The 20,595-nt window shown below is 49.1% G+C and carries 19 protein-coding genes; 1 reads left to right on the forward strand and 18 read right to left on the reverse strand.

Annotated elements, in window-relative coordinates:
* Positions 1-2: 2 nt before the first annotated feature.
* The 15 genes from ASG33_RS21180 to ASG33_RS21250 form a co-directional block, all read right to left on the reverse strand.
* On the reverse strand, positions 3-1,178 hold the full coding sequence (locus ASG33_RS21180; RefSeq protein ID WP_056290222.1) for a glycosyltransferase: 1,176 nt from the start codon (positions 1,176-1,178) through the stop codon (positions 3-5).
* On the reverse strand, positions 1,141-1,692 hold the full coding sequence (locus ASG33_RS21185) for a hypothetical protein (RefSeq protein ID WP_157474881.1): 552 nt from the start codon (positions 1,690-1,692) through the stop codon (positions 1,141-1,143). Before ASG33_RS21185 ends, ASG33_RS21180 begins: the two co-directional genes overlap by 38 nt.
* A 37-nt stretch (positions 1,693-1,729) precedes the next feature.
* Positions 1,730-3,040, reverse strand: a complete 1,311-nt coding sequence (locus ASG33_RS21190; RefSeq protein ID WP_056290228.1) for a hypothetical protein — start codon at positions 3,038-3,040, stop codon at positions 1,730-1,732.
* 2 nt (positions 3,041-3,042) lie between these two features.
* The gene (locus ASG33_RS21195) at positions 3,043-4,299 is read right to left on the reverse strand and encodes a glycosyltransferase family 4 protein (protein WP_056290231.1); all 1,257 of its coding nucleotides are present in this window, start codon (positions 4,297-4,299) and stop codon (positions 3,043-3,045) included.
* Positions 4,296-5,333 (reverse strand): glycosyltransferase family 4 protein, encoded by a 1,038-nt coding sequence (locus ASG33_RS21200; RefSeq protein WP_082489349.1) that lies wholly within the window; start codon positions 5,331-5,333, stop codon positions 4,296-4,298. The genes ASG33_RS21195 and ASG33_RS21200 overlap by 4 nt, the downstream gene beginning before the upstream one ends.
* 5 nt (positions 5,334-5,338) lie before the next feature.
* Positions 5,339-6,451, reverse strand: a complete 1,113-nt coding sequence (locus ASG33_RS21205; protein ID WP_056290234.1) for a hypothetical protein — start codon at positions 6,449-6,451, stop codon at positions 5,339-5,341.
* 6 nt (positions 6,452-6,457) lie between these two features.
* The gene (locus ASG33_RS21210) at positions 6,458-7,531 is read right to left on the reverse strand and encodes a glycosyltransferase family 4 protein (RefSeq protein WP_056290237.1); all 1,074 of its coding nucleotides are present in this window, start codon (positions 7,529-7,531) and stop codon (positions 6,458-6,460) included.
* A complete protein-coding gene (locus tag ASG33_RS21215) occupies positions 7,491-8,105 on the reverse strand; it encodes an acyltransferase (protein WP_056290239.1) in 615 nt (204 codons plus the stop codon). Before ASG33_RS21215 ends, ASG33_RS21210 begins: the two co-directional genes overlap by 41 nt.
* Positions 8,102-8,641 carry a DapH/DapD/GlmU-related protein gene (locus tag ASG33_RS21220; RefSeq protein ID WP_082489351.1) on the reverse strand — a complete coding sequence of 180 codons (540 nt, stop codon included), beginning with the start codon at positions 8,639-8,641 and terminating at the stop codon, positions 8,102-8,104. Before ASG33_RS21220 ends, ASG33_RS21215 begins: the two co-directional genes overlap by 4 nt.
* A gap of 42 nt (positions 8,642-8,683) precedes the next feature.
* Positions 8,684-9,814 (reverse strand): acyltransferase, encoded by a 1,131-nt coding sequence (locus tag ASG33_RS21225; RefSeq protein ID WP_056290245.1) that lies wholly within the window; start codon positions 9,812-9,814, stop codon positions 8,684-8,686.
* A gap of 14 nt (positions 9,815-9,828) precedes the next feature.
* Complete coding sequence (locus ASG33_RS21230; RefSeq protein WP_056290248.1) at positions 9,829-10,779, reverse strand: hypothetical protein; 951 nt, start codon at positions 10,777-10,779, stop codon at positions 9,829-9,831.
* Between the two features lie 5 nt (positions 10,780-10,784).
* Entirely contained in the window at positions 10,785-11,633 is an 849-nt protein-coding gene (locus tag ASG33_RS21235; protein WP_056290250.1) for a hypothetical protein, read from the reverse strand.
* On the reverse strand, positions 11,630-12,940 hold the full coding sequence (locus ASG33_RS21240) for a polysaccharide biosynthesis protein (RefSeq protein ID WP_157474883.1): 1,311 nt from the start codon (positions 12,938-12,940) through the stop codon (positions 11,630-11,632). Before ASG33_RS21240 ends, ASG33_RS21235 begins: the two co-directional genes overlap by 4 nt.
* Before the next feature lie 85 nt (positions 12,941-13,025).
* Positions 13,026-15,371, reverse strand: a complete 2,346-nt coding sequence (locus ASG33_RS21245; protein ID WP_056290256.1) for a tyrosine-protein kinase — start codon at positions 15,369-15,371, stop codon at positions 13,026-13,028.
* 37 nt (positions 15,372-15,408) lie between these two features.
* Entirely contained in the window at positions 15,409-16,113 is a 705-nt protein-coding gene (locus tag ASG33_RS21250) for a polysaccharide biosynthesis/export family protein (RefSeq protein ID WP_229238771.1), read from the reverse strand.
* A 347-nt stretch (positions 16,114-16,460) separates the two neighbouring features.
* On the opposite strand from ASG33_RS21250, the gene ASG33_RS21255 reads away from it, so the two are divergent.
* The gene (locus ASG33_RS21255) at positions 16,461-17,066 is read left to right on the forward strand and encodes a DinB family protein (RefSeq protein WP_056290261.1); all 606 of its coding nucleotides are present in this window, start codon (positions 16,461-16,463) and stop codon (positions 17,064-17,066) included.
* Positions 17,067-17,203: 137 nt separating this feature from the next.
* Here the strand turns inward: ASG33_RS21255 and ASG33_RS21260 are convergent, their stop codons facing one another.
* Genes ASG33_RS21260 through ASG33_RS21270 form a run of 3 tightly spaced genes read right to left on the reverse strand, consistent with a single transcriptional unit; the run spans position 17,204 to position 20,592 of the window.
* Positions 17,204-17,500: a hypothetical protein gene (locus tag ASG33_RS21260; protein ID WP_056290263.1), complete on the reverse strand. Its 297-nt coding sequence runs from the start codon at positions 17,498-17,500 to the stop codon at positions 17,204-17,206.
* Positions 17,493-19,613, reverse strand: coding sequence for a geranylgeranyl reductase family protein (locus ASG33_RS21265; protein ID WP_056290266.1), 2,121 nt, complete (start codon positions 19,611-19,613; stop codon positions 17,493-17,495). The genes ASG33_RS21260 and ASG33_RS21265 overlap by 8 nt, the downstream gene beginning before the upstream one ends.
* A 1-nt stretch (position 19,614) precedes the next feature.
* Complete coding sequence (locus tag ASG33_RS21270; RefSeq protein ID WP_056290269.1) at positions 19,615-20,592, reverse strand: polyprenyl synthetase family protein; 978 nt, start codon at positions 20,590-20,592, stop codon at positions 19,615-19,617.
* Positions 20,593-20,595 lie beyond the last annotated feature (3 nt).

The raw sequence follows: 20,595 nt of genomic DNA on the forward strand, positions 1-20,595 counted from the left end.
TTTCACGTTGTTGGGATGTTTACGATTGTTTTGTAGATCTCTTCAATTTCATTCAGCTTGGCCTCGGCGTCAAATCTTTTCACGTTGGCAAAACCGCGCTCGATAACCTGCGTTCTTTCCGAATCTGAAAAAGCAAGGACGCGGCTCACAATATGGGCAGCGAATTCGGCCCATTGTTCAATGTCTTCGGGCAACTGCGGTCGCACCGGGATCAAAAATGCGGCGTCTGAACAGACTACCCGCAAAGTTTCCTCGTCGGTCGTAAGCACCATGCAGCCCGATCCCATTGCCTCAATTACCGGCCAGCCAAAACCTTCGGAGTAGGAAGGAAAAAGCAGCAGGCTCGCACCTGCGTAAGCAAGATGGATGACACAATCGGGCATTCCTGAGATAAAATGGATATCCCTTTTGTAAGGCGATTTCTCATAACAATCCGACAGCGCTTTATTGGGCTTGCTCCCGAAGAGCAGCAGGGGCAGCGGCCACCTTGCTGACTTGCGCCAGGTATTGTAAATTTCAATCACGCCCTGCCGGTTTTTATACCATTGATTCCCCCCCACGTGGAGCAAATATCCGTCCATCATATCAATGCCGGTTCGTACAGTGAGCCTTATGCGCGCATCGAGCTGACTGTGCGGTTTAAAGATCGGATTGAGTCCGTTGTGGATCATTTTGGAAGTAATCGGCGCCTTCTCTGACAGAAAAAAATGCAGGTCGCTTTGTGTTTTTTCCGAAATAGAAATGAAATGCCTTCCCTTGTTAAAACCCCGCCGGATCAGCGATTGGAATTGTCTTCCGGACCAGCCCACCGCATTTTCCACGAATTTCCCTTCTGCCGAGAACTGCGCCATGAAGTCGTGGCAATGGACGACGTGCGGCTTGTGGGCCACAGCCGGTATCCACGGGCCGAGCGCGTGATCGGTAAAAACGTACAGCGTATGCTCATCATTACGGCGCATGCGATACTTCAGCAGCAATGGAAAAACAATATACTGATCCACGTAAGAGAGCCACTTTTTCAATGCACCTGAAACGGGGATCTTGAAAAACAGCGGACTGGCTGTCCAGTAGCTGACCTTATGCCCTCGTTTTTTCATTCCTTCACCGAGCATATGGGCATACCGGTGCATGCTTTTATGTTCAAGAAACGGTGGATGTGTAAACACGATGATCTTCATATTTGCGAGGGCGTTTTTTAACTTTTCCAAGTCTGTCGAACAATGAATGGTAGGGAGATGAAACGAGCTTTCTTGCGGTAATGCCGTGTCGTTTGTAAAAAGTGCGGCTGTGATTACTGGCGTACAGGAAGTAGTCCACGCGCGGGAAAAGCAGGTACCTGAGTGTGCCGCTGGTGATGAATTGAACGATTCCAACCTGTCTTTTGGCTGAGGTTCCGGCGATATCATTGCATAGACAAACCACGTGGCCACAGCTTTTTGCCAGCAGCAAAACCATAAATTGCGTCACGCAGCGCCAGTCCTGAACGACAATCAAAGACTTGGGTATCCTGAACAATTCTATAATTAAGCCGGGATTTACCAGTTCCAGAAAACTGCCGCCGAAGAGCAGCTTCCAGGAATGTCCGCAGGTGCAGGCCCATATTTTTACACACAATCCTTTTTCTGTTAAAGCGGCGTAAAAGCTACCCAAATGCGGGGCTGCATGAGAATGGATGAATATGATATCTTTCACGGGAAGAGGGTTAACTTGATTCGTTGATGACGAGATACTAGCGAATGGCGGCAGTTCCGGCGGGCGCAGGCATTTTGCTGTTGAGCGCTGCAAGCAGCAGTCCCGCAATCATGACCAGAAAACCGAGCGAAGTAGGCTGTGCCGTGCTTCCCTGCGGCAGCATCAGCAATGTAAATCCCAGAAGGAGCCAGGGCAGCAGGTCTTTCCGCTTCATAGATCGGTAGCTGCGGACCGACAGATTCCAGGCGAACCCCAGGCGCAGAAAAATGATCAGCGAACCCAGCATCGGCCCAAACTCCCCGGCCATCCTGCCCCACTCCCCTTCCGCTACAAGGTATTGAACGGAGCCTGTCAGGAGCATACTGCCTACGTTGCTGCCCATACCTGCCCCATATCCCCAGAAAGGTATTTCCCGCGAACCGGTGAATGCAGCAAGCATTCCCCCGAGGTAACGCTCGACCAGGGTACCTTCCAAACCGCCTTCGGTAGCGCTTGCCGTGGTAAACCTGGCCACGAAAGCTTCGGTACTATTTTGAAAAACGGGCGTCTGGCTCAAAACGCCGACCAACAAGGCGACAATCAGCAGCGACGACAGAATTTTGACAGTATTTTTCAAGCTCGTTGCGCTGGCTATGATTGCAAAAAGCATTACCACGCCAACCTGGAAAAACAATCCCCTGCTGATGGAAACAGGAATGGCGACGATCAGCGCGGCGGTGGAAAGCCAGAGCACGGACTTCCTGATGTACATCGGATTGAGCCAGAAGTAAAACACAAAACACGTTGCGAAACCGAAAAACAATGTGGTCCCAATGGTGAAAGAAAAGGTACCAGGCGGTCGGTAGTAGCCCATTGCTCCCGAGAACCCGGCGCCCAGCATATCCCCTCCGACCCCCCTGTTGACCCAGGCTGACTGCGGACTGTAAAACTGGATTACCAGCAGTACTGCCATCGGGATCGCCATCGAAAGGGTAACCTTTCCCATATTAATAACATCCTCGCGGGTTAAAACAGCGCCCATAATGAAGATGATCGGAAAATGTAAAAGGAAAACGCGACAGCCAAAGATTGCCACCGCCATACTTCCATGTCCGGCGAATATGGCAGCAAAAAAGCCTGCTATTCCAATCAGTATCATCCCGTACAAAAAAGGATTAAGAGGAAAAATGCCGTTTCGGACGCTGGTGAGGATCAATGCGAGCGCTACCGGTTCCCGGATAACCAGGAGCGGTGTTGACAGGGACGGAAAGACCCATTTACGCAATGCGCCTTCAAGAATGATCAGGATGAAATAGAGCCAGATCAGTCTCTTTTCCAATGTAAATGGAGGAGGTAAGGTTGTTGTCATATCTACATTTGTAATTGATAGCTGTTCACTTGCTGTTCAATCTGATCGATAACCGAATTTGCGTAGTTGTTCCAGGAGTAGGTGGCTGCATGCGCCTGCGCCCTGCGGCCCATGTCGGGTACCGCTTCACGGTGGTCCAAAAGCCATTGAAGTCTGCCGGCAATCGCTTCCGGTGAACGGATAGGTACCAAAAATCCCGTTTCTCCTTCAATCACGAGATCCTCGCCACCTGTGTTTGGCGTGATGATCACCGGCATTCCCTGGCTCATCGCTTCCTGCATCACCAGGGCACGTCCCTCGATAATTGACGGAAGGCAGAGTACGTCACATCCCGCCATCAACTGCAGTACCTGTGCATGCGGCCGTGGCGCCTCGTAGGTCATGGATGGAAGCTGCTGTTTGTAAAACGATAGCTTCTCCTGCAAGCTCCCCAGCACTACAAGTTCTATCTCATTTGTATTCAGCAGCTTTACTGCTTCAAACAAATCGGCCAGACCTTTACGCTGCCCCATACTCCCGGCAAACAATACCCTGAGCGGGACGCCATTTCCTCGCCTGTTACTGAGCTCACCTCCCGAAGTAGGCGAGCCGAAATGCGATCGGATAACCTGCCGGCTGCGGGATACCGGAACTGATCCGGCCACAAAATCGCTGGGAGTTACTACCAGGTCCGCCAATTCCAGCTCCCGCGTTTTTCTTTCCAGTTTTTGCTCGGAATCGGTAGCTGCGCCACCCAATGTTCCAGCCCAGGCAGGTAGCCTCTCGGCTTCTTCCTGTATCAGTTTTCGTGTTGTTTCCCAATATGCGATCGGCAGATCATACACGCAGGTCATACCCAATTCCTTCGCTCTGCGGAATGATTCCAATGCGCCGTCTTCATAAGCGTAAACTGCGCTGACACCCTCTTTTTGTGCTCTATACAAGCTTGAAGCAACTTTTTTATCCAAACTCCGGTAAACCGAGTCGACACTAAACAGCGCATTCTCCTGCCGGGTAAGACTACCCCACCCGGCTTTGGAAGACAGTATCCTGCCGGCTTCCCGAAGCGGCCAGATCCTTGTTTTAGATTTTAACAAAAGATCATAATTGCGCCGCCTCAATTCACCAAATGGACCCAGTGCGCCCACTTTGTCCCAGAAACCGCCCGGGAACATAGCAAGAGTTGTGTAAAAACGATGTAGACCGTCACGTTGGTGAAGTCCCGAGAGAATTGCCCGGACATTCGCATTGCCGGTTGGGTGAGAAAAAACCACTTTCATGACCTTACAGCGGTTTGAAGAACTTCCAGGTACCTGTCGGCCACTACTTCCGGGTGGTGATTGGTGAGGTGATTTCTCGCATTCATGTGCATGGAATACTGCCGCAGCGGATCTTCGTAAATGCTCGTCATGTGCTCTACCAGGCTGTCGATATTGCCGGATTTAAACACCAGTCCGGCATCTCCCACAGCGTCGGGCAATCCTCCACCGCTCGAAACAATGGGGATCAGCCCGCACGCCATTCCTTCCAGTGCCACGTTGCCAAACGGTTCGTTCCATACCGAGGGTACCAGTAAAAAGCGGTGCTCATTCAGGCGGCGAACCAGCTCCTTCCCCCGCAAAACGCCGGTAAAAAATACCATATGTTCTAATTGCAGCTCGCGGACGAGCATTTTGAGATCCTCCGCCTCCGGTCCGTCGCCGATGATGGTCAATGAGGTTTGGAAATCAGCAGAGACTTCCTTTTTCTGATTGATGAATTTTCGGAGTGCCTTAATAGCGAGATGTACGCCTTTATCTGAAACCAGCCGACCCATAAAAACGAAGTCCAGCTCCCTGCTGCCTTGTTCGGTTTGTATTTGAAAAAGCGTGGAACGATATGGATTGCCGATCACAACCGCTTTGTCCCAGCAGCTGTTTTTAATGGCACTACTTACCGCAATAACCGCAGATGCATGTTTTAGCCACTCAAACTTCAATCTGTCCTGCCAGCCCATCCTGCCGTCTACCCGGCTGATCCACGTCCTGATCGCCACAACCCCGGGCCGGTTGATGAACAGCCTCGGCCAGGAAAGACGCAGGCAAAGGTTGTTTTCAAAAACAATGTCAGCCCATAAATGCTCGCGAACCAAAGAGTACTTGCCCGGATTGCGGATCACTTTGAACGGGAATGTCCTGCTGCCTTTTTCCTTGGTCCTGGTAAGTAACCGGACCTGGTGGCCGGAGTTGTGAAATGCGTCGCACAATACTTCCGAGTTCACTTCAATGCCGCCGACTTCGGGATAAAATTGATGGGATAGGATGAGGATTTTCATGGGTACTATCGGCCTTGGGTCAGTTGATCGATAAAATTTTGCGCGGTTTTCGGAAGCAGTGAATCCGGCGGGCAGCGTATTTGTGCGTTCAGCGCTTTGCGCAGGTCTGAAAAGAGCAGCTCTTTCCTGAAATCGAAACGGATATCCTTCGTACCGCTCCACTTAGGCAGCCAAACGGGCAGTCCGTGTTCCAGCATTGCAATGGCGGTACCGCTCTTCCCAAGCAGGTGCGGCTCCGATCTTGATATTCCTACATCGCAGGTATGCATCAGAGTGCTCAGCTTTTCGAGGGATGCAAAACCGAGGTCTGAGATTGTAAGCTCAAAGCCGGCCAGCTGTGTTGTAAGTTGTTCAATGAAACGGTTAGTCTGCTCGGAAGAGCCGCTAACAATCGTGATACGCACCGGCACGCGGTTGGCAGCACAAAATTCCGCGAGGTCATCGACCAGCTTTTTCAGGAATGTCGTCTTAGGTGGTGTTCCAAAATAGAGAATGTGTTTTTCCTCACAAGCAGAACTCCTGTCGCCATTTTGATCCGCTAATAAAACGGGCACATTCCCGAACAAGCCCAGCGGAGCAGCGGTATAGTTGAGCCCTTTCAGTCGCCTGCGGTTAAAAGGAATGGTGACATTAATGACTTCCGGCTGCATTTGCCGGATACTTTGCAAAATGGCCGATTTCTGCAGTTTGGCAAGCAACCGCTCTTTCAGGTTCACGGGCTTGTCGAGCCAGAGCTCGTGAAACATAACGTGCAGCCTGCGCTGCTCGGACAGCCGCCGGATACGCCACGGCAATCGCCACGGAAGCCCCTGACTGTCGAAGCCGTAGGAGACATATTGCAGACTGATCCAGTCGGGATCGACGGACGCTACAAAATGCGCTGCGGCCGCCAGGCGCTTTTCCCAGGCCAGCGAACTTGAAAACCTGAGCACCTCTACCTCTCGTTCTCCATCCAGCTGAGGTTCTTTCAGGCTGGCAGGGATCAGGTGTTTGTCATGCAAACCGATTACCAATGCACTATGTCCCTGCCTGATGAGCTCCGCAGCGAGGCGGCGCGTATAATCACCGACGCCGTCGCGGCCCGGCTCTACAGACGAACATATAAAAAGCACTTTCATAAAATATCAGATATGATCTGTGACGTATTGTACAACCTCAGAGGACACCCGTTCCCACGTCCTGTCGGCCACTGCCGCTTTCGCCGCTGCACCAACGCGCTGCGTCAACTGCTCGTCTGCGAAACAGCCTGCAATAAGCCCGGCCAGCGCCTCTGCATTTGCCGGTTCGAACAAAAAACCGGTTTTCCCGTTTTCGATAAAATCCTTCTGCCCGCAGCAATCCGTGGTAATGCAGCATTTGCCGGCCGCCATGGCTTGTAAAATGCTGAGCGGCTGGCCTTCAAAATTGCTCGGCAGTACAACCACCGATGCATCATTGAGAAACTGAGCTTCCATATCCCGGGCAAATGCGGGCACCACCCGGACAAACTGCCTGAGGATGGTGGGCCAGTCGCCCAGTACCTCTTCCGCCTGCTTGCCCGTCCCGATCAGCAGGTAATGCACGAGTATACCGCGCCCGAGCAGCAACCTGGCCGATTCGACCAGTACCTCGTAACCTTTCCTTTTGATCCAGCTGCCATTAAAAAGTACCGTAAAACGCTCAGGCTGCGCGCTCGGTCCGGCAGCATCCGCGCCGTTTCTAAACACGTATATATCTTCTTCCCGCCTCCTGAATTTACTTTTCGCATACAGCTTGTCTTCATTATTGATGAGCAGCAGCTTGGTAGCCGATTTCAAACCGATCCGGCAGGGCAGCAGCCGCCAAACGGGATAGAGTAGCCTCGTTTTGAAAGATACATGATCGTGCATTCCGCTTTTCAGCTCACGCTCCCAGTTCCTGCTTTCAATCCCGTGACTTTCGACGAAGACAGGAATTGGCTGGCTCACGAAAAATAGTGCGGCAGGCTCGTGCACGATAATCGCAGCCGCTTTAATGCGGTTCCGCTGCATGTACCGGTACGCTTTCCAGCCAAACAGCGACTTATGCGCGACCTTCCCGATCTGCGCTGGTCCCACGTGAATGAAGTTGTAACCTGCGCTTTCAAAGGCAGTTTTCCAGTAATGCGTTACGCGCCCCATTCCGCCGGTGAGAGCAATATCAACTTCCGAAATGTGCAATATGGTCTTCCTGTTTTCCATAACTCGTCCTTTCTGAAATTCGCCTCGCCGGCACACCCGCCCAGATTTCATTTGGCGGGATGGATTTTGTAACCACCGCACCTGCGGCTACGACCGCCCCGTTCCCTATATGCACTCCTTTCAAGACAATTACATTGCAACCGAGCCACACATCCTCCCCCAGCTCTATCGCCGCGGCTATCGACGGCTGCGGCCCGATCCGCGAACCCAGCTCAATTCCGTGATCGTGATCTATAAACTTGCAGCCCGAAGCCACATTACTGAACTTCCCGATTCTGATTCCCTGACTGATATTAAACTCGCAATCCTTTCCGACAAAGACCTGATCCTGAATTACAATCGCGCTTCCCGGCTTCCAGATCCCATCGTATTTAAAAGAAATATTGCGTTCCAGTTTGCATTCATTACCCAGATATACCTGGTGCGGCCAGGTGACAAAAATGCGTGGCAACTTTGTATTGCGTCCAATGCGCATTCCCTGCATCCGGTAGTAGTTTTTTCGAAAAACGCCAGCCGGGTTTCCTAACCATTTACAGCGGATCATGAAACAGAGTTGCTGAAATATCTTCTTCATTGAAACAATCTTTTGAAAGAAGAATGGTAGGTATAGTCACTGATTTTCGGCCGCTTTTTGATCACTTTTGCAGGAACACCCGCTACTACATCGTAAGGCAGTACATTTCTGGTTACGACGGAGCCAGCCCCGATTATCGCGCCTGTTCCGATAAAAACCCCGGGCATAATCATCGCCCTCGTGCCAATCCAGACATAATCTTCAATCGTCACGGAGCGGGTTCTTCCTTCCAGGTTCATCGTTTCCATATCATGATCTGCCGTCAGAATTGTTACGTCGCTGGAAATTGAAACATTATCTCCGATTGAAATGCCCCCCCGCGTGTCAATCCTGCATCTCGCATTGATCACCGAATTGGCACCAATCTGCAATAGCCGTGTGCAATCGAATGTACAGCCCATAAATACATTCGTCCCCTTTTGAATATCAAATTGCATCATGTGTCTGTAATACCACATACGAAGCCTGGTAATTGGCAGCGAGGCAATCCAATGATTACAGAAATACAACCTGAGTTCTGCCAGAAATCGCCTCATTTGGTTCTATTTAAATTGCTAATTACAAAGCGAAATACCAGCTCAGGACATTTCCGGAACCTTCGAAAGTGCTGCTTTACGCTGCTGCGGACTAGAATCGAATGCCGGTTTAAATCGCAAAAAGAATTTTTCAACCACATGAAAACTCACGACACTTACCAGCACCACAACTATAAGAAACGGGATAATGTAAGCTTTTGAAAAAAGGTATTTGTTGCGCAAAGGCGTATAAATACCACGATATAGAAGCCAGTGATAAACATAAATACCATAAGAGTAAGTACCAAAAAACCGGAGAACTCCCCAGGAAAGAACGCGGTTGACTATCGCACCTGTTCTCTTGGTATCGTACACAAATACAATGATCGTAGCAAACAGCAGCGCGAATAAAGTATATCCTATCTTAATGAATGCCGGATTTCTGAAACTCAGGTTGGGAGAATAAAAGGATAACATAATTAATAAAACCAGGCATCCGAAAAATACGGGAACTACAACTTTGCCCAGAAAATAAGTGTACTGACGGATTAAGATTGCGAGCATCCCTCCTATTCCAAGCGCGTCAACCCTTGACAAGGTAAACACGTAACTGAAATCACTATTCAAATTCAGGTTCCTTATAATAATGGCCAGTATGATCAATAATCCGCACACAACAAGTACTTTGGAGGTGCCCAGATAAAGGTTCACAAATGGCCAGAACAAATAAAATTGCTCCTCGATAGCCAGTGACCAGAAATGATTGAGTAGATCAGTTACTCCCCAGTGACTAAATGCAAATAACAGATTCTGGGTAAACGTCAGGTAATAAATACTGCTCTTTAAATGTCTTATATCCAATATCGGATTGAAGTCCGACGCGCCAGGACTTATTAATGCAAGAAATACCAGCAGCAATGTCAGATAATAAAGTGGAAAAATCCGCAATGCTCTTTTAGCGAAAAAGGATTTCAGGTAGTTGTGATTTCCCTTGGTATCGACAAGAATTCCGGTGATCAAAAATCCGGACAGTACGAAAAACAGATCCACGCCTACCCAACCGATCTCCGAAAGAAGCGTAAAAGGAAAAGCGTCTATTTTGTCAAAGCAATGGAAGGAAAGTACCAGCAGGATCGCAATTCCCCTGATTCCGTCCAGTGAATGAATGTGGCCTTTTTTAAACTGAATGTCCATTTTCAAGAGTCGGGCTAATATTTCCTGTAAAATCTTCCTAAAAAAGATGCGAGCTGCAATTCCATTCTGGCCATTTTAAGACGCGGTGCAGAATACAGTTTGATAGCATCATTTACATTGTTCCAATATTCCCTGTCGGCCATTGTGGGTGGCGAACCTTTGAGAAAATGTCTGAAATATTTCTTCTTCCAGGGTTTTGGCGTTCCTATTGCGTGGGACATTAATTTCCCTCCGGAGGTAAGGTCCATTCCCTCAGGCCCGTACTCGCTGATCGCCGCGTCGGTGCACATTGCTGCGATATTAAATGCATCCTGATCTTTGGCGAAAAAAGGATTACTGCGGTCCAGTTCGAAGGTGAAATCCGTCAGATCCATTTTATAATCCTGCTGCGAGACCTCGACGAACTTTTTGAACAGATACGCAAATCCTAAGTCTGCTTTTTTAACTGCGAAAAAACCTGAATTGAGGTATGAACAAATATTGGTTTTGACTTCCAGCCCATTGTTCCTGATTACATTGGTCCAGATCTGCCGAATCGGATGTGATTGCGGCATATCGTTGTTCGTGATTTCATGCACAACAGGCACACCGAGGCTCAGCCACTCTTCGTAAAAAGACCAGCGGCATTTGATAACAATATCAGGATCAAAATAGAATATCCCGGCTGATTCCTGATTTAAATTGCTGCTCAATTCAATTACAAAGTCGGGCTTGTAATTGCAAAAATGATAGTCAACATGCAATGGAATAAAGTGAATATGCTGGTCTTTCGCCACGGAAATGGTCGTGCAATTATCCCAGTTAAAAATCCGCTCTTTCTTGGCTGACTTAACCCAAACCGGAAGTTCACCACGGTAACCTGCATAGAAATCACCTTTGAAACCATGTTTATAAAGTGAGTTGATCAATGCGGCAAGTCCGTAATGATAGTGACCCTCGAAAAGTGTACAAACTACTGAATTCATGATCGTTAATAAGAGGTGGTTTGTATATCCAGCTTGTTAATCTCGGTATGTAAATGCGCCTTGAAAACTTGCAGGCTGTCCGAGGTCAGATGCAGTCCGTCTTCCGTCTGAAAGTAGTGGCCTTTGTGATCCGGTATCCAGCGATAAGGTTTCTCCCGGAATGTTTTCTTTAATTCTGCATATTGAACCTGAAATAGCCTGGCATTTGAAAGAATGGGATCAATGGGTATTTCGAGAAAGATTACTTTGCAGCCTTTTTCTGAAAGTATATCTACATTCTTTTTCAAACAGGCAATATCGGATCTCAGCTTTTGCAGATCAGGTGTTCTATTGAAAAGCTCGATTAATACCTCTATTTCTACCTGTGCAGTGTTCGATTTTACTGTTGAATTAAATCCATTTTCCAATTTGAAAGCACGCAGCACTTGTTTGATCAGCTTCAATGGATTGTTTTTTCTCAGAATTAAAGGCAATACTTTTTTGATCCTTAAATAACGCGTTGAGAACAGATTTGCAATTACCTGCTCATTGGTGCCTTTGCATATAAAATTCGTTTCGACGAAAAGGACCTTTGGGATCTTATTGGATAATGCAATGACCTGTACGCCGGTACAGCTTCCGTAATAGGGAAAATACAGGTTGAACGATTTTCCCGAAATCCGCGGATCAATGTGCCCGATCAGCCCCGAGCCGACAAATACGTGGTCAAACGCACATCTTGAAAAAACATAAGCTTCCGCCCTTTCGATATCATCGTAATACATGTTCCTGACTGGCAAAATGTAAAGCAGCAGATTGTAAATGCCCAGGAAGCAAATCAATGTGATGCAGAACAAAGTGAGTTCGTAAATCATATTGTATTCCCCGTCACGGGCATTTTGGCGATTTTGTAAGTACAGAAAACCAATGCGATCAGCATCTGCACCAATGCACAGCAGACATTGAACCACAACACGCCGCGCAGCGTGGAAACATCGAGCAAAAGCATGCAGATCAATACACAGCTTAGATTGAGGCCGATTGAAATCATCGGCTGCATCGTCCAGCTGCGACTGGAATAAAGCCCGTACACGGCCCCGCTCAGCAGGTTAATGGAAGCCGCGGCAAGGCTCAGTATTAATGCAGCATCCAGCCCCGTGTATTTTGGTCCGAGGAGCTGTAATACCTGGCCGGAAAACAGGAATGCCGCAGACAGGATGATTGCTATCAACACGAGCAGCAGCAATAATATTTGCAAAAAACGTCTCAGCAAGTCAGATCTGTTCGCCTTCATCCGGGCAAAGCGGGGCGTGATCATCGTGGCAAAAAGGATACTGAACAAGCTCAGAATCATGGAGATCCTGCCCAGCGCCCCGAGTTGCGCAACCGCGAAGGCCGAACCGGACAGGGACACAATCCAGACCGCGATCTGACTTGAATAAGCATAGTAGACAGTCAGCGGCAACACGCGACGGACCGTTTTCAAGAGCTCCTTCCCGGCAGCCGGATCAGGCAGCGCAGATAAGTCTGCAATGGAATGCATGCGCTGCCTCAATTTCGAATTGCCGTAAACCCGGGGAATGCCGTTTGCAAGGAGCGAGACCGCTGTTAACGGAAAAAGCAGCAGCAAGCCTGCGCTCAGCAAAAAACGGCCGGCACCAACCACCAATTGATTGACCTGCAAGCTCCTTACTTCCTGTTGGAGCTTGAATGGAATTTCGAGAATAGAGTCCGTAAGTGTGGCTACAAAGGCCGGAACCAACGCGAGGACAATCAGCAGACTCGCGGGCCAGCCAGCTCCCTGCCTTAGTAAAAGGAACAACAGGATCGGAATAGAAATGCAGAGGTTGATCGCCGAAAATCGCTTTCTTAACGTCAATCCTGCGGCCAGAATCGCACCCAGCTGCGCACGATCCTCCCACACGCGCCCGCCCTGCGCCATTACTCCATTGTTAATACCACTGTCAGAAAGCAGCGCCATGGTGCCCAGTACCGTATTGGCAATGGTGTAATAAGCATACTCCTTTACGGGCAGCAGATGGATAATCAGAAAGCCCGTCAGCAAGCCCAGTGCCTGAATAGTCGCCTGCGACATGGCAGTCACAGCCGCCAGCCTGGCCAGGTGAATGAGTCTCGCATACACAGCAGGTACTTGTAGTATTATGGATTTTTTCCTCATCATTATTTCTCGCCTGATCTTAAATGGCGGAGTAGATTAAGCCTGACGCTTGATGATATACGCGAACAATCAAACAGGATTATACGCCCTAGTTCAGCTGCCTTCCGGTTGCCAGCTCAGCTTCTGATTTGACATTGGATTCATCGAAATACCCCTGTCCGTTTCCGTAACCGTAGTCGGCGCCGTAATTCACGCCATTATAGACGAGGCTGAGGTTTGGAAATCTTTTCGAGAATTTGAGTTCGGCTATACTTTTCAGATGGTCCTGCAAAGTATAGTTGTCACGCACCACGTAAAGACTGGCTTCTACATACTCGGCGATCAATGCGCTGTCGGTTACCAGGCCAGTAGGCGGTGTATCGATCAGAACATAGTCATATTCAGCGCGCAACTCGCGGATCAACTCGCCCAGCCGCCCATTGCTGAGCAGCTCGGACGGATTCGGAGGAAGCGGACCACTTGGGATAATGTCAAATTTGGGATGCAGCCAGGTTTTCTTAATCAGGTCCTGCGCATTCATCTGGCCGATCAGATAATTGGTAACACCTACATTGTTGGTCACTTCCAGGTATTCGTGAACGGAAGGCTTGCGCAGGTCAAGTCCGAGAAGAATTACCTTTCTGTCGGTATATGCCAGACTTGCCGCCAGGTTTACGCTGACAAAGCTTTTTCCTTCATTACTGATAGAAGAAGTGATCATGATAATGCGGCAATTCCCGCTTCCAAGGTATTGCAGGTTGGTACGCAAAGCCCTGAACTGCTCGGATACCTTGCTCCGGCTGCCGATTTTGAACACCGACTCGGACGTGCGCTGCCCCTTCTTTTTCTTCATTGTTCCCACCTCGCCCAATATGGCAGCCTGGGTGAGATCTTCTATTTCTTGTCTGCTCTGGACTCTTGTATTGAGCAGTAAAATGAGGTTGATCAGAATCAATGGGATCACCACTCCGGCCATTCCGGCACCCGCCCAAATGGTGGAATGTCGTGGTCTGATCGGCTGGTAGGAAGAAATGGGTGCATCGATGAGGCGGCTGTCGGTAACTGTGGAGGCATAAGCCAGCGCAGTTTCCTCTCTTTTTTGAAGCAGGTAGAGGTATAGGTTCTCTTTAATGGTCTGTTGCCTTTTTATTCCAAGATATTCCCTTTCCTTCTGAGGAATTCCGCGCAGCCCTGACGAAAACCGGGTGTTAATGGTTTCAAGATTGCGTTTTGTAACGTCCATTCCCCGGCGCAGGTTTTGCACATTCTCCCGTATAGACTGTCTGGTCTGCGCCATTTGGGTAGAGATCGTTTCCACCAGCGGGTTGTCTTCCTGGGTAGTCTGCGCATATCGCTCGCGTTGCAGATCGAGCTCATTGTATTTGGTTAGCAAGAGGATCAGGATCGGGTCGTCGATCATGTAAGTGGCAGGTGGCGGCGTACCACCCTTCAGATTTTCAACGTAGCTGTCCACGCTTTCCAGGATATTGATCTTGGTATTGATCTCATTCAGCTTGACGTCATTTTCCTTGATATTGGACAGATAAAGCTGCGACTCAGCACTGATATCGGTCAATCCTCTCGTTTTCTTATACGTTTCCACATGCTTCTCCACGTCGCCCAGTTCGCCTGTGATCAGGTTAAGACGACTTTCAATGAATTTAAGCGTATTGGAAGCCTCGCCGTTTTTATCACTGATCGAACTTTGCACATATACATCCAGCAGTTTGTTCAGGATATCCTTTGCGCGCTGTGTGGAGGTATCCTCAAAGGTTAGTTCGAGGAGCGTACTTTCGGGATAAAGGACCTTTACATTCAGGCGGTGCAGCATACCTGCGGTAAGGGCAGGCAGGTTGTGAAAACGCAGAGAAATATCCCTGTAAGGCGAAGCAACCCCACGTTCCACTGAAAATAGCCCCCACTGCGTCCTGAGTTTCTGACCAAACTGATACCGTTGCGGCAAGTCGTTGATCGTGAACCCGGAGCTGTCGGTTGTATGTATAATTAAGGGGTTCGAAAACGCGTATTCTGAGATAATTTCCGCATTCACGCGGATCGGGCTTTGTGCATACAGGTCTACTGTCCTGAAACCATCCTCGGTTTCATACGCAACATCTAGCCCCAGTTGCTTGGCCACAAGCCCCATCAGCAGCTTGGAACGGAGAATGCCCATTTCATTTTCAAGCGACTTGTTCCCGTTCAGCTTCACCATTTCATCCATGATTGCTTTGCCGCCACTCGCTTCCGCGTCGTCTTTAATGAGCAACGTGGTTGATGAGATAAAAACCGGCTGCGTAGAGAGGAGATAGTAGTAAGCGCCGGCGAGGCACAACGGGATAAATAGTACAAACAGGTACCAATATTTGAAATACCTGAAAATGTAAGCACGAAGATTAAATTTCTTCTGCTGACCGTCCTGGTTACCAGTGAACAGTCCACTTCCTTTTTCTTCCATTAGAAAGGATGTTTATTATTAGGCAATAAATGCAGGCTTAAAGAACCCTGAAAAGCACTAGGGAAACTGTGGTAATAATGCTGAGACTTAGTGGTAAAATCTGATATGTTCTGTCTGCGTGGGTCATTCGCGCTTTGGCGGGTTCCACGTAGACGAGATCGTCTTTGTGGAGGTAATAATAAGGGGAGTCGAAAATTGCTTTTGAAGTGAGGTCTACGCGGGTGTAGGCACGTTTTCCTTTTTCCTCTCTGACAACAAGAATATTGTCACGGCGACCGTAAATGGTCAGATCCCCCGCCAGCCCCAATGCTTCGGGCAGCGTCACTTTACCGTCGGTGATCGTATAAACTGCTGGCTTGTTGACTTCGCCTAAAACGGATACTTTGAAGTTGAGGATGTGGATCGCTACCGAGGGCGCTTTGAGGTATTTATTGAGTTTTCTCCGGAGGGTGTCGGCGGCCTGCTGCAATTCCAGCCCTTCTACATGTACCTTTCCGATGAGCGGCATTTCAATGCTGCCGTCTGCAAATACCAGATGTCCGTACGGCTGCGATGTAGCTTGTCCGCCATTGACAGCAACAGAAGGCCCGCGCTGACTTACGGTATTGAAAAGATCATTCGCTTCCAGATTGAGACTGCCCACGGTAATCGAGAGCATATCATTCTTTTGAATCGTAGGAATATAGTCCTGCATGATCGAATCGATCGAATTTTCAGAATTGCTATTCTGGAAATACACCATTTGTTTTGGTGTAATGCAGCTGACTGCGCAAGCTGAGACAGTGGCGACTGTAAGTAAGCAAACAAAAGATCGTAACCTGACAAAGTACAAATTCCCCATATGTATCGGTTGCTTAAAAAGACATATGTAATGATACTATCAATCTTTTTAAGCGATTCTACACATTCAGACGAAGCGGGCAATAATGCGGCTGAGGCGGACACGCTTTCTTATCTTTTCAAAAATCTAAGGTAGCGCTACGCAAAGAGGCATTTTCCGTTTGCTCATTAAGTCTACCGGTGGCTCAATCTGATCAGTGCCTTTTCGATTTCCGTCTAGTTTTGGGCAAACCTATAAACTTACAGGAAATGAAACTTACAAGATGTTGCACCTTGCTGCTCTTCATTGGTCTTGCATGTCCGTCGTTTGCCCAGGAAAAGCTTTGGACAGAAACAGACCGCCAGTACACCATCGATCAGCTAAGCCGCACCAGGGACGAACTGGTCAAAGAAACAGAGCACCTGACACCAGCGCAATGGGATTTCAAAGAGTCGCCCGACCGGTGGTCTATCGCGCAGATTGTCGAACACCTTGCATTGTGGGAGATCATCTGGGCGCGGGAAATCAGTATGGGGTCCCGCAGCAAGCCACAGCCTGAACTCAACCAAACCGCGCGGCCAGACAGCTATTATTCGGAATTTATTATGGAGACCAATCCGCACGTGGCAGCAGATATCGCCATTCCGACTGGTTTTATCAAAGGAAAAGACAACCTGACATTCTTCCTGAGCCGTCGCGAGCAGAACATTGCTTTTGTAAAAAAGACAGATGCAGATATGCGTGCCCATTTTGAATTAACCGGAACCCCCAACCCGCGAAACATGCACCAGGTTTACATCTATCAATGGGGCCACGTAGACCGGCATTTAAGACAGATCCGCAAAGTAAAAAGCGACGCAAAGTTCCCGAAGTAGACACTAGAATAAGTGACTTAAAGACCTCGGTCAACTGAATAGCCGCAGAGCGACTCCCTATAAACAGGGAGCTGCTCTGCGGCTATTCAGTTCAAAGTCGCTTGCATGTAAGTTCTAGGTTTTCTAAAACCTAGAACTTACAACGCCTTCATCTCGCCAGTATACTTCAATTTAAGCTTGACTGTTTTCCATTGCTCCGTTTTTTCCTCTCTGCCAGGCCCGCGCAGGTAAACCACGATGACGTACTCCTCGCCTTCCTTTCCAATGCCGGCTCCGGTCGCATTGTATTTACCGATGATTTCCTGCTTATCCTGGTGAAAAACCTCCTTCACGTGTTCCAGACTATTGCTCATTTTTACTTTCGTTTGGTTGCAGGCTTGCAGTATCCAGATCCCCATCATCAGCCCGAAGCCTATTAATATTATCCTAAACATCTGCGTGAGCCTTTATTGAAATAAATTTACACAGATTGATCAACATTTCTTTGAGTTCTGGATTATCCAGACTCTCTATCTGAGTAAGTGCCTGCTGAATTTCGTCATTTGCATAACCACAGCACCGGCGTGCCAGTAATGCCTCATTTACATTTACTTCGCTTTGACCTTGCTGCATTAAAAGCAGGTGCATAAGGCTGAGCTCCGGGTTGCCGGTATACGAAATCGAATCAGGATTCGCACCGGGGGTATCATTTCGATGCAGGTAGTTGGCAGTATCTTCCACTAAAAAATAGGCTGCTCCGAAATGCCTGGCAAATGCGGTCAATGCATTGGTTTCGGAAACGGTTGCGTTTCGGGCCACGCTGCCCAGCTGCACGCAAAGCGCAAATGTGTTGCTGTTTTTCTGATGAAGAATAGCAAGATATTCCGCAATGCTGAATGCTGCGCCTGTCTCCGCTTTCCTCTTCATCAGGATCAGTCCGGTATTGGAAGTGGCGATGGCTTCGGAAATAATCTTGGCATACACGCTCTCCATGGAGGTAATCATTTCAAAGGATTTGCTCAGCAGGAAGTCGCCCACGAGAATGGAGATCATGTTTCCCCAGTTGAAAGCACTCCTCTCGGAATCATTTCTGGATTCGATCACGCTGTCGTGACAAATGGAAGAAATAAAGCCCAGCTCCAGCGAAGTAGCCAGCCTGACCAGCTTGTTCCGGTCCGATCTTGCCGAGTAACCGGATAGCAGCAGGAACAGCGATGGCCGGAATGGTATTCCCGAGGAGGTTTGCGCCGCAGTAAACATCCTGGACAAAAATGGCCAATCCTGCCGCGTCAGCTTGATCAGGTTTTCGTTCACAGCCAGCAGGTCGGTTTTCAGCTGGTGTCTGTTGTGGTTTATATAAGCCGAAACATCGTCAAAATAGTATTGTGTGAAATTTTCGCCGATCCCTTCGGGAAATACTGCGGATTGACGGATTGCACTGAATAATGGTTTATCGTTCTGAAATGTGCCTTTCAGGATCTTCCAAACCAGATGGTACCGGTTCACCGAGGTATTCCCCGTTTCAAAATAACCCTGGTATCTCGACGCCAGCAGCCTGCCATAGTCCGACAGATCAGCAAAGTCCCGCCCGCCCCGCTTTTGTTCCAGGTAGATTTCAGAAGCAAGTGTTCCTGTCTCAATCGCATAGCCTATCCCCTCCCCGGTGAATGGACTGATCATGCCGGCCGCGTCGCCGGTCAGCATTAACCCGGGCGCAAAGGTATGGTAAGGATTAAAGTCGAAACGCATCGGCGCGCCGAACAACTTACCCTGTATCTGCATTGCCGCAAACCTGTTATCCGTTCTTTTCAGCTTTTCAACAAACATATCCATCACGGTCTGGATATTGTCGGTTTCCGTCTTTTCAATAAGCCCGACGCCAATATTCGCTTTCCCATTGCCCATAGGAAACACCCAGCCATACGAGGGCAGCACGTATTTATTGGAACTGTCCAGAATGGGCAAGTGAATTTCCAGCTTATCGGTTAATCCCTCAATATTTTCATAATAACCCCTGATCCCAAACCCCAGCTTGTTACGGGGCGTACTGGCGAGCGAGGCCTGGTAGGCTATTTTGGAAGCAGCACCATCGGCCGCAATGACAATGTCTGCGAAGAATTCTTCTCGCGTACTGATCCGGATGCCTGTTACCTGTGTGCCGGCCGCATTGTACAGCAGGCTATCGAAAATTGTTTTGCCTTTAAACTCTGCTCCTGCTTCCAGCGCTTTCCGGTGCAATATCTGGTCTAGCTGCATGCGGGGTACCACGAGGCCGTAGCCTGGTTCGGCGAGGTAGCCGGGATATTCAAAATTCCGTTCGCCTTCGTCCTGCACGAGCACCCGCACACCGCCTGTTTTTTGATACGCACTGAAATGTTCCAGCAGACCAAGCGTGTGCAACAATCTGGCCGACGTCCGCGTCAGTCCGTCGCCACAGCTTTTATCCCTAGGAAAATCACTTTTATCGATCAGCAGCACACGGTAACCTAGCCGGGTAATGCACAATGCAGCAATGGAGCCTGCCGGGCCACTTCCGACAATAATGGCGTCGTAAGAATTATTTTCCATATCAATGATCCCTCGAAAGGATAAATGCAGCCAGGTTGAGTAATGATTGTTTTGTGGTCCCTTCGGACAGGAATGCGATGGCCGATGTGGCTTCTGTAATGTATGCTTCCGCTTGTTCCCTCGCCCGCGCAATCCCCCCACTGGATTTGATCAGCTCAATGGCCCGATCGATGTGCTCCCTTTTCATATCCTCGATCAGCAGCAGCTGCCTGAGCTCCGCCTGTGTGGCCGGGTAATTCAGCGCATGGAGCGTGGCATAACTGTAAACGCCTTCGCGAAGATCTTTACCGATTTCCTTGCCCGTCTTCACAGGGTCGCCTTTCAGGTCCAGTATATCGTCGATCAGCTGAAAAGCAATGCCGAGCGACTGGCCGTAACTGACCATCGCATCCACAGTATAGCGGTCTGCATTGGAAAGTATCGCACCCAGTTTGCAGGGAAGTTCAAAAAGAGAGCCCGTCTTTTGCCGGATATGCAGCAAGTGATCGTCTACCGGTAATTGCAGGTTATAGGCATTTTCAGCCTCTTTGAGCTGCCCGAGACACAGGTCGGCTACATACTGGCAGGTGATCTGGTTGATTTCCTGGTTGTAGTCCGACAGCATTGAGATCGCCTTTGAGAAAAGGTAATTTCCTGAGTAAGTCGCATTGACATTCCCCCAGCGGGCATTCACGCTGGCTTCGTTACGCCGGGTCTCGGCGCGGTCCATCACATCGTCGTGATGCAGGGAGGCAATGTGGATCAGCTCCACCGCCGCGGCGGGGAAAAGCAGGTCTTTTTCGTAATAATCCCCAGTTTTGACGGCGAGCATAAATAAAGTCGGGCGGAGCTTTTTCCCGCCCAACTTTACCGTATGCAACACCAGCTGGCTGAATTCCCGATCTGCGGAATCAATCTGAAAAGCAAGGATATCATCGATCGACAGCAACCTTGCCTTTGTCAGGCCGCAGGTCAGCCACTCTGAGTTCGTAGCAGCCATTCG

The organism is Dyadobacter sp. Leaf189 (genome assembly GCF_001424405.1).
In the GTDB taxonomy this organism is placed as follows: domain Bacteria; phylum Bacteroidota; class Bacteroidia; order Cytophagales; family Spirosomataceae; genus Dyadobacter.

What these genes read in the sequence shown, in the direction of transcription:
- ASG33_RS21180 (WP_056290222.1), bottom strand. Translation starts at nt 1,178, where the DNA reads ATGAAGATCATCGTGTTTACACATCCACCGTTTCTTGAACATAAAAGC.
- ASG33_RS21190 (WP_056290228.1), bottom strand. Translation starts at nt 3,040, where the DNA reads ATGACAACAACCTTACCTCCTCCATTTACATTGGAAAAGAGACTGATC.
- ASG33_RS21195 (WP_056290231.1), bottom strand. Translation starts at nt 4,299, where the DNA reads ATGAAAGTGGTTTTTTCTCACCCAACCGGCAATGCGAATGTCCGGGCA.
- ASG33_RS21200 (WP_082489349.1), bottom strand. Translation starts at nt 5,333, where the DNA reads ATGAAAATCCTCATCCTATCCCATCAATTTTATCCCGAAGTCGGCGGC.
- ASG33_RS21205 (WP_056290234.1), bottom strand. Translation starts at nt 6,451, where the DNA reads ATGAAAGTGCTTTTTATATGTTCGTCTGTAGAGCCGGGCCGCGACGGC.
- ASG33_RS21210 (WP_056290237.1), bottom strand. Translation starts at nt 7,531, where the DNA reads ATGGAAAACAGGAAGACCATATTGCACATTTCGGAAGTTGATATTGCT.
- ASG33_RS21215 (WP_056290239.1), bottom strand. Translation starts at nt 8,105, where the DNA reads ATGAAGAAGATATTTCAGCAACTCTGTTTCATGATCCGCTGTAAATGG.
- ASG33_RS21220 (WP_082489351.1), bottom strand. Translation starts at nt 8,641, where the DNA reads ATGAGGCGATTTCTGGCAGAACTCAGGTTGTATTTCTGTAATCATTGG.
- ASG33_RS21225 (WP_056290245.1), bottom strand. Translation starts at nt 9,814, where the DNA reads ATGGACATTCAGTTTAAAAAAGGCCACATTCATTCACTGGACGGAATC.
- ASG33_RS21230 (WP_056290248.1), bottom strand. Translation starts at nt 10,779, where the DNA reads ATGAATTCAGTAGTTTGTACACTTTTCGAGGGTCACTATCATTACGGA.
- ASG33_RS21235 (WP_056290250.1), bottom strand. Translation starts at nt 11,633, where the DNA reads ATGATTTACGAACTCACTTTGTTCTGCATCACATTGATTTGCTTCCTG.
- ASG33_RS21240 (WP_157474883.1), bottom strand. Translation starts at nt 12,940, where the DNA reads ATGATGAGGAAAAAATCCATAATACTACAAGTACCTGCTGTGTATGCG.
- ASG33_RS21245 (WP_056290256.1), bottom strand. Translation starts at nt 15,371, where the DNA reads ATGGAAGAAAAAGGAAGTGGACTGTTCACTGGTAACCAGGACGGTCAG.
- ASG33_RS21250 (WP_229238771.1), bottom strand. Translation starts at nt 16,113, where the DNA reads ATGGTGTATTTCCAGAATAGCAATTCTGAAAATTCGATCGATTCGATC.
- ASG33_RS21255 (WP_056290261.1), top strand. Translation starts at nt 16,461, where the DNA reads ATGAAACTTACAAGATGTTGCACCTTGCTGCTCTTCATTGGTCTTGCA.
- ASG33_RS21260 (WP_056290263.1), bottom strand. Translation starts at nt 17,500, where the DNA reads ATGTTTAGGATAATATTAATAGGCTTCGGGCTGATGATGGGGATCTGG.
- ASG33_RS21265 (WP_056290266.1), bottom strand. Translation starts at nt 19,613, where the DNA reads ATGGAAAATAATTCTTACGACGCCATTATTGTCGGAAGTGGCCCGGCA.
- ASG33_RS21270 (WP_056290269.1), bottom strand. Translation starts at nt 20,592, where the DNA reads ATGGCTGCTACGAACTCAGAGTGGCTGACCTGCGGCCTGACAAAGGCA.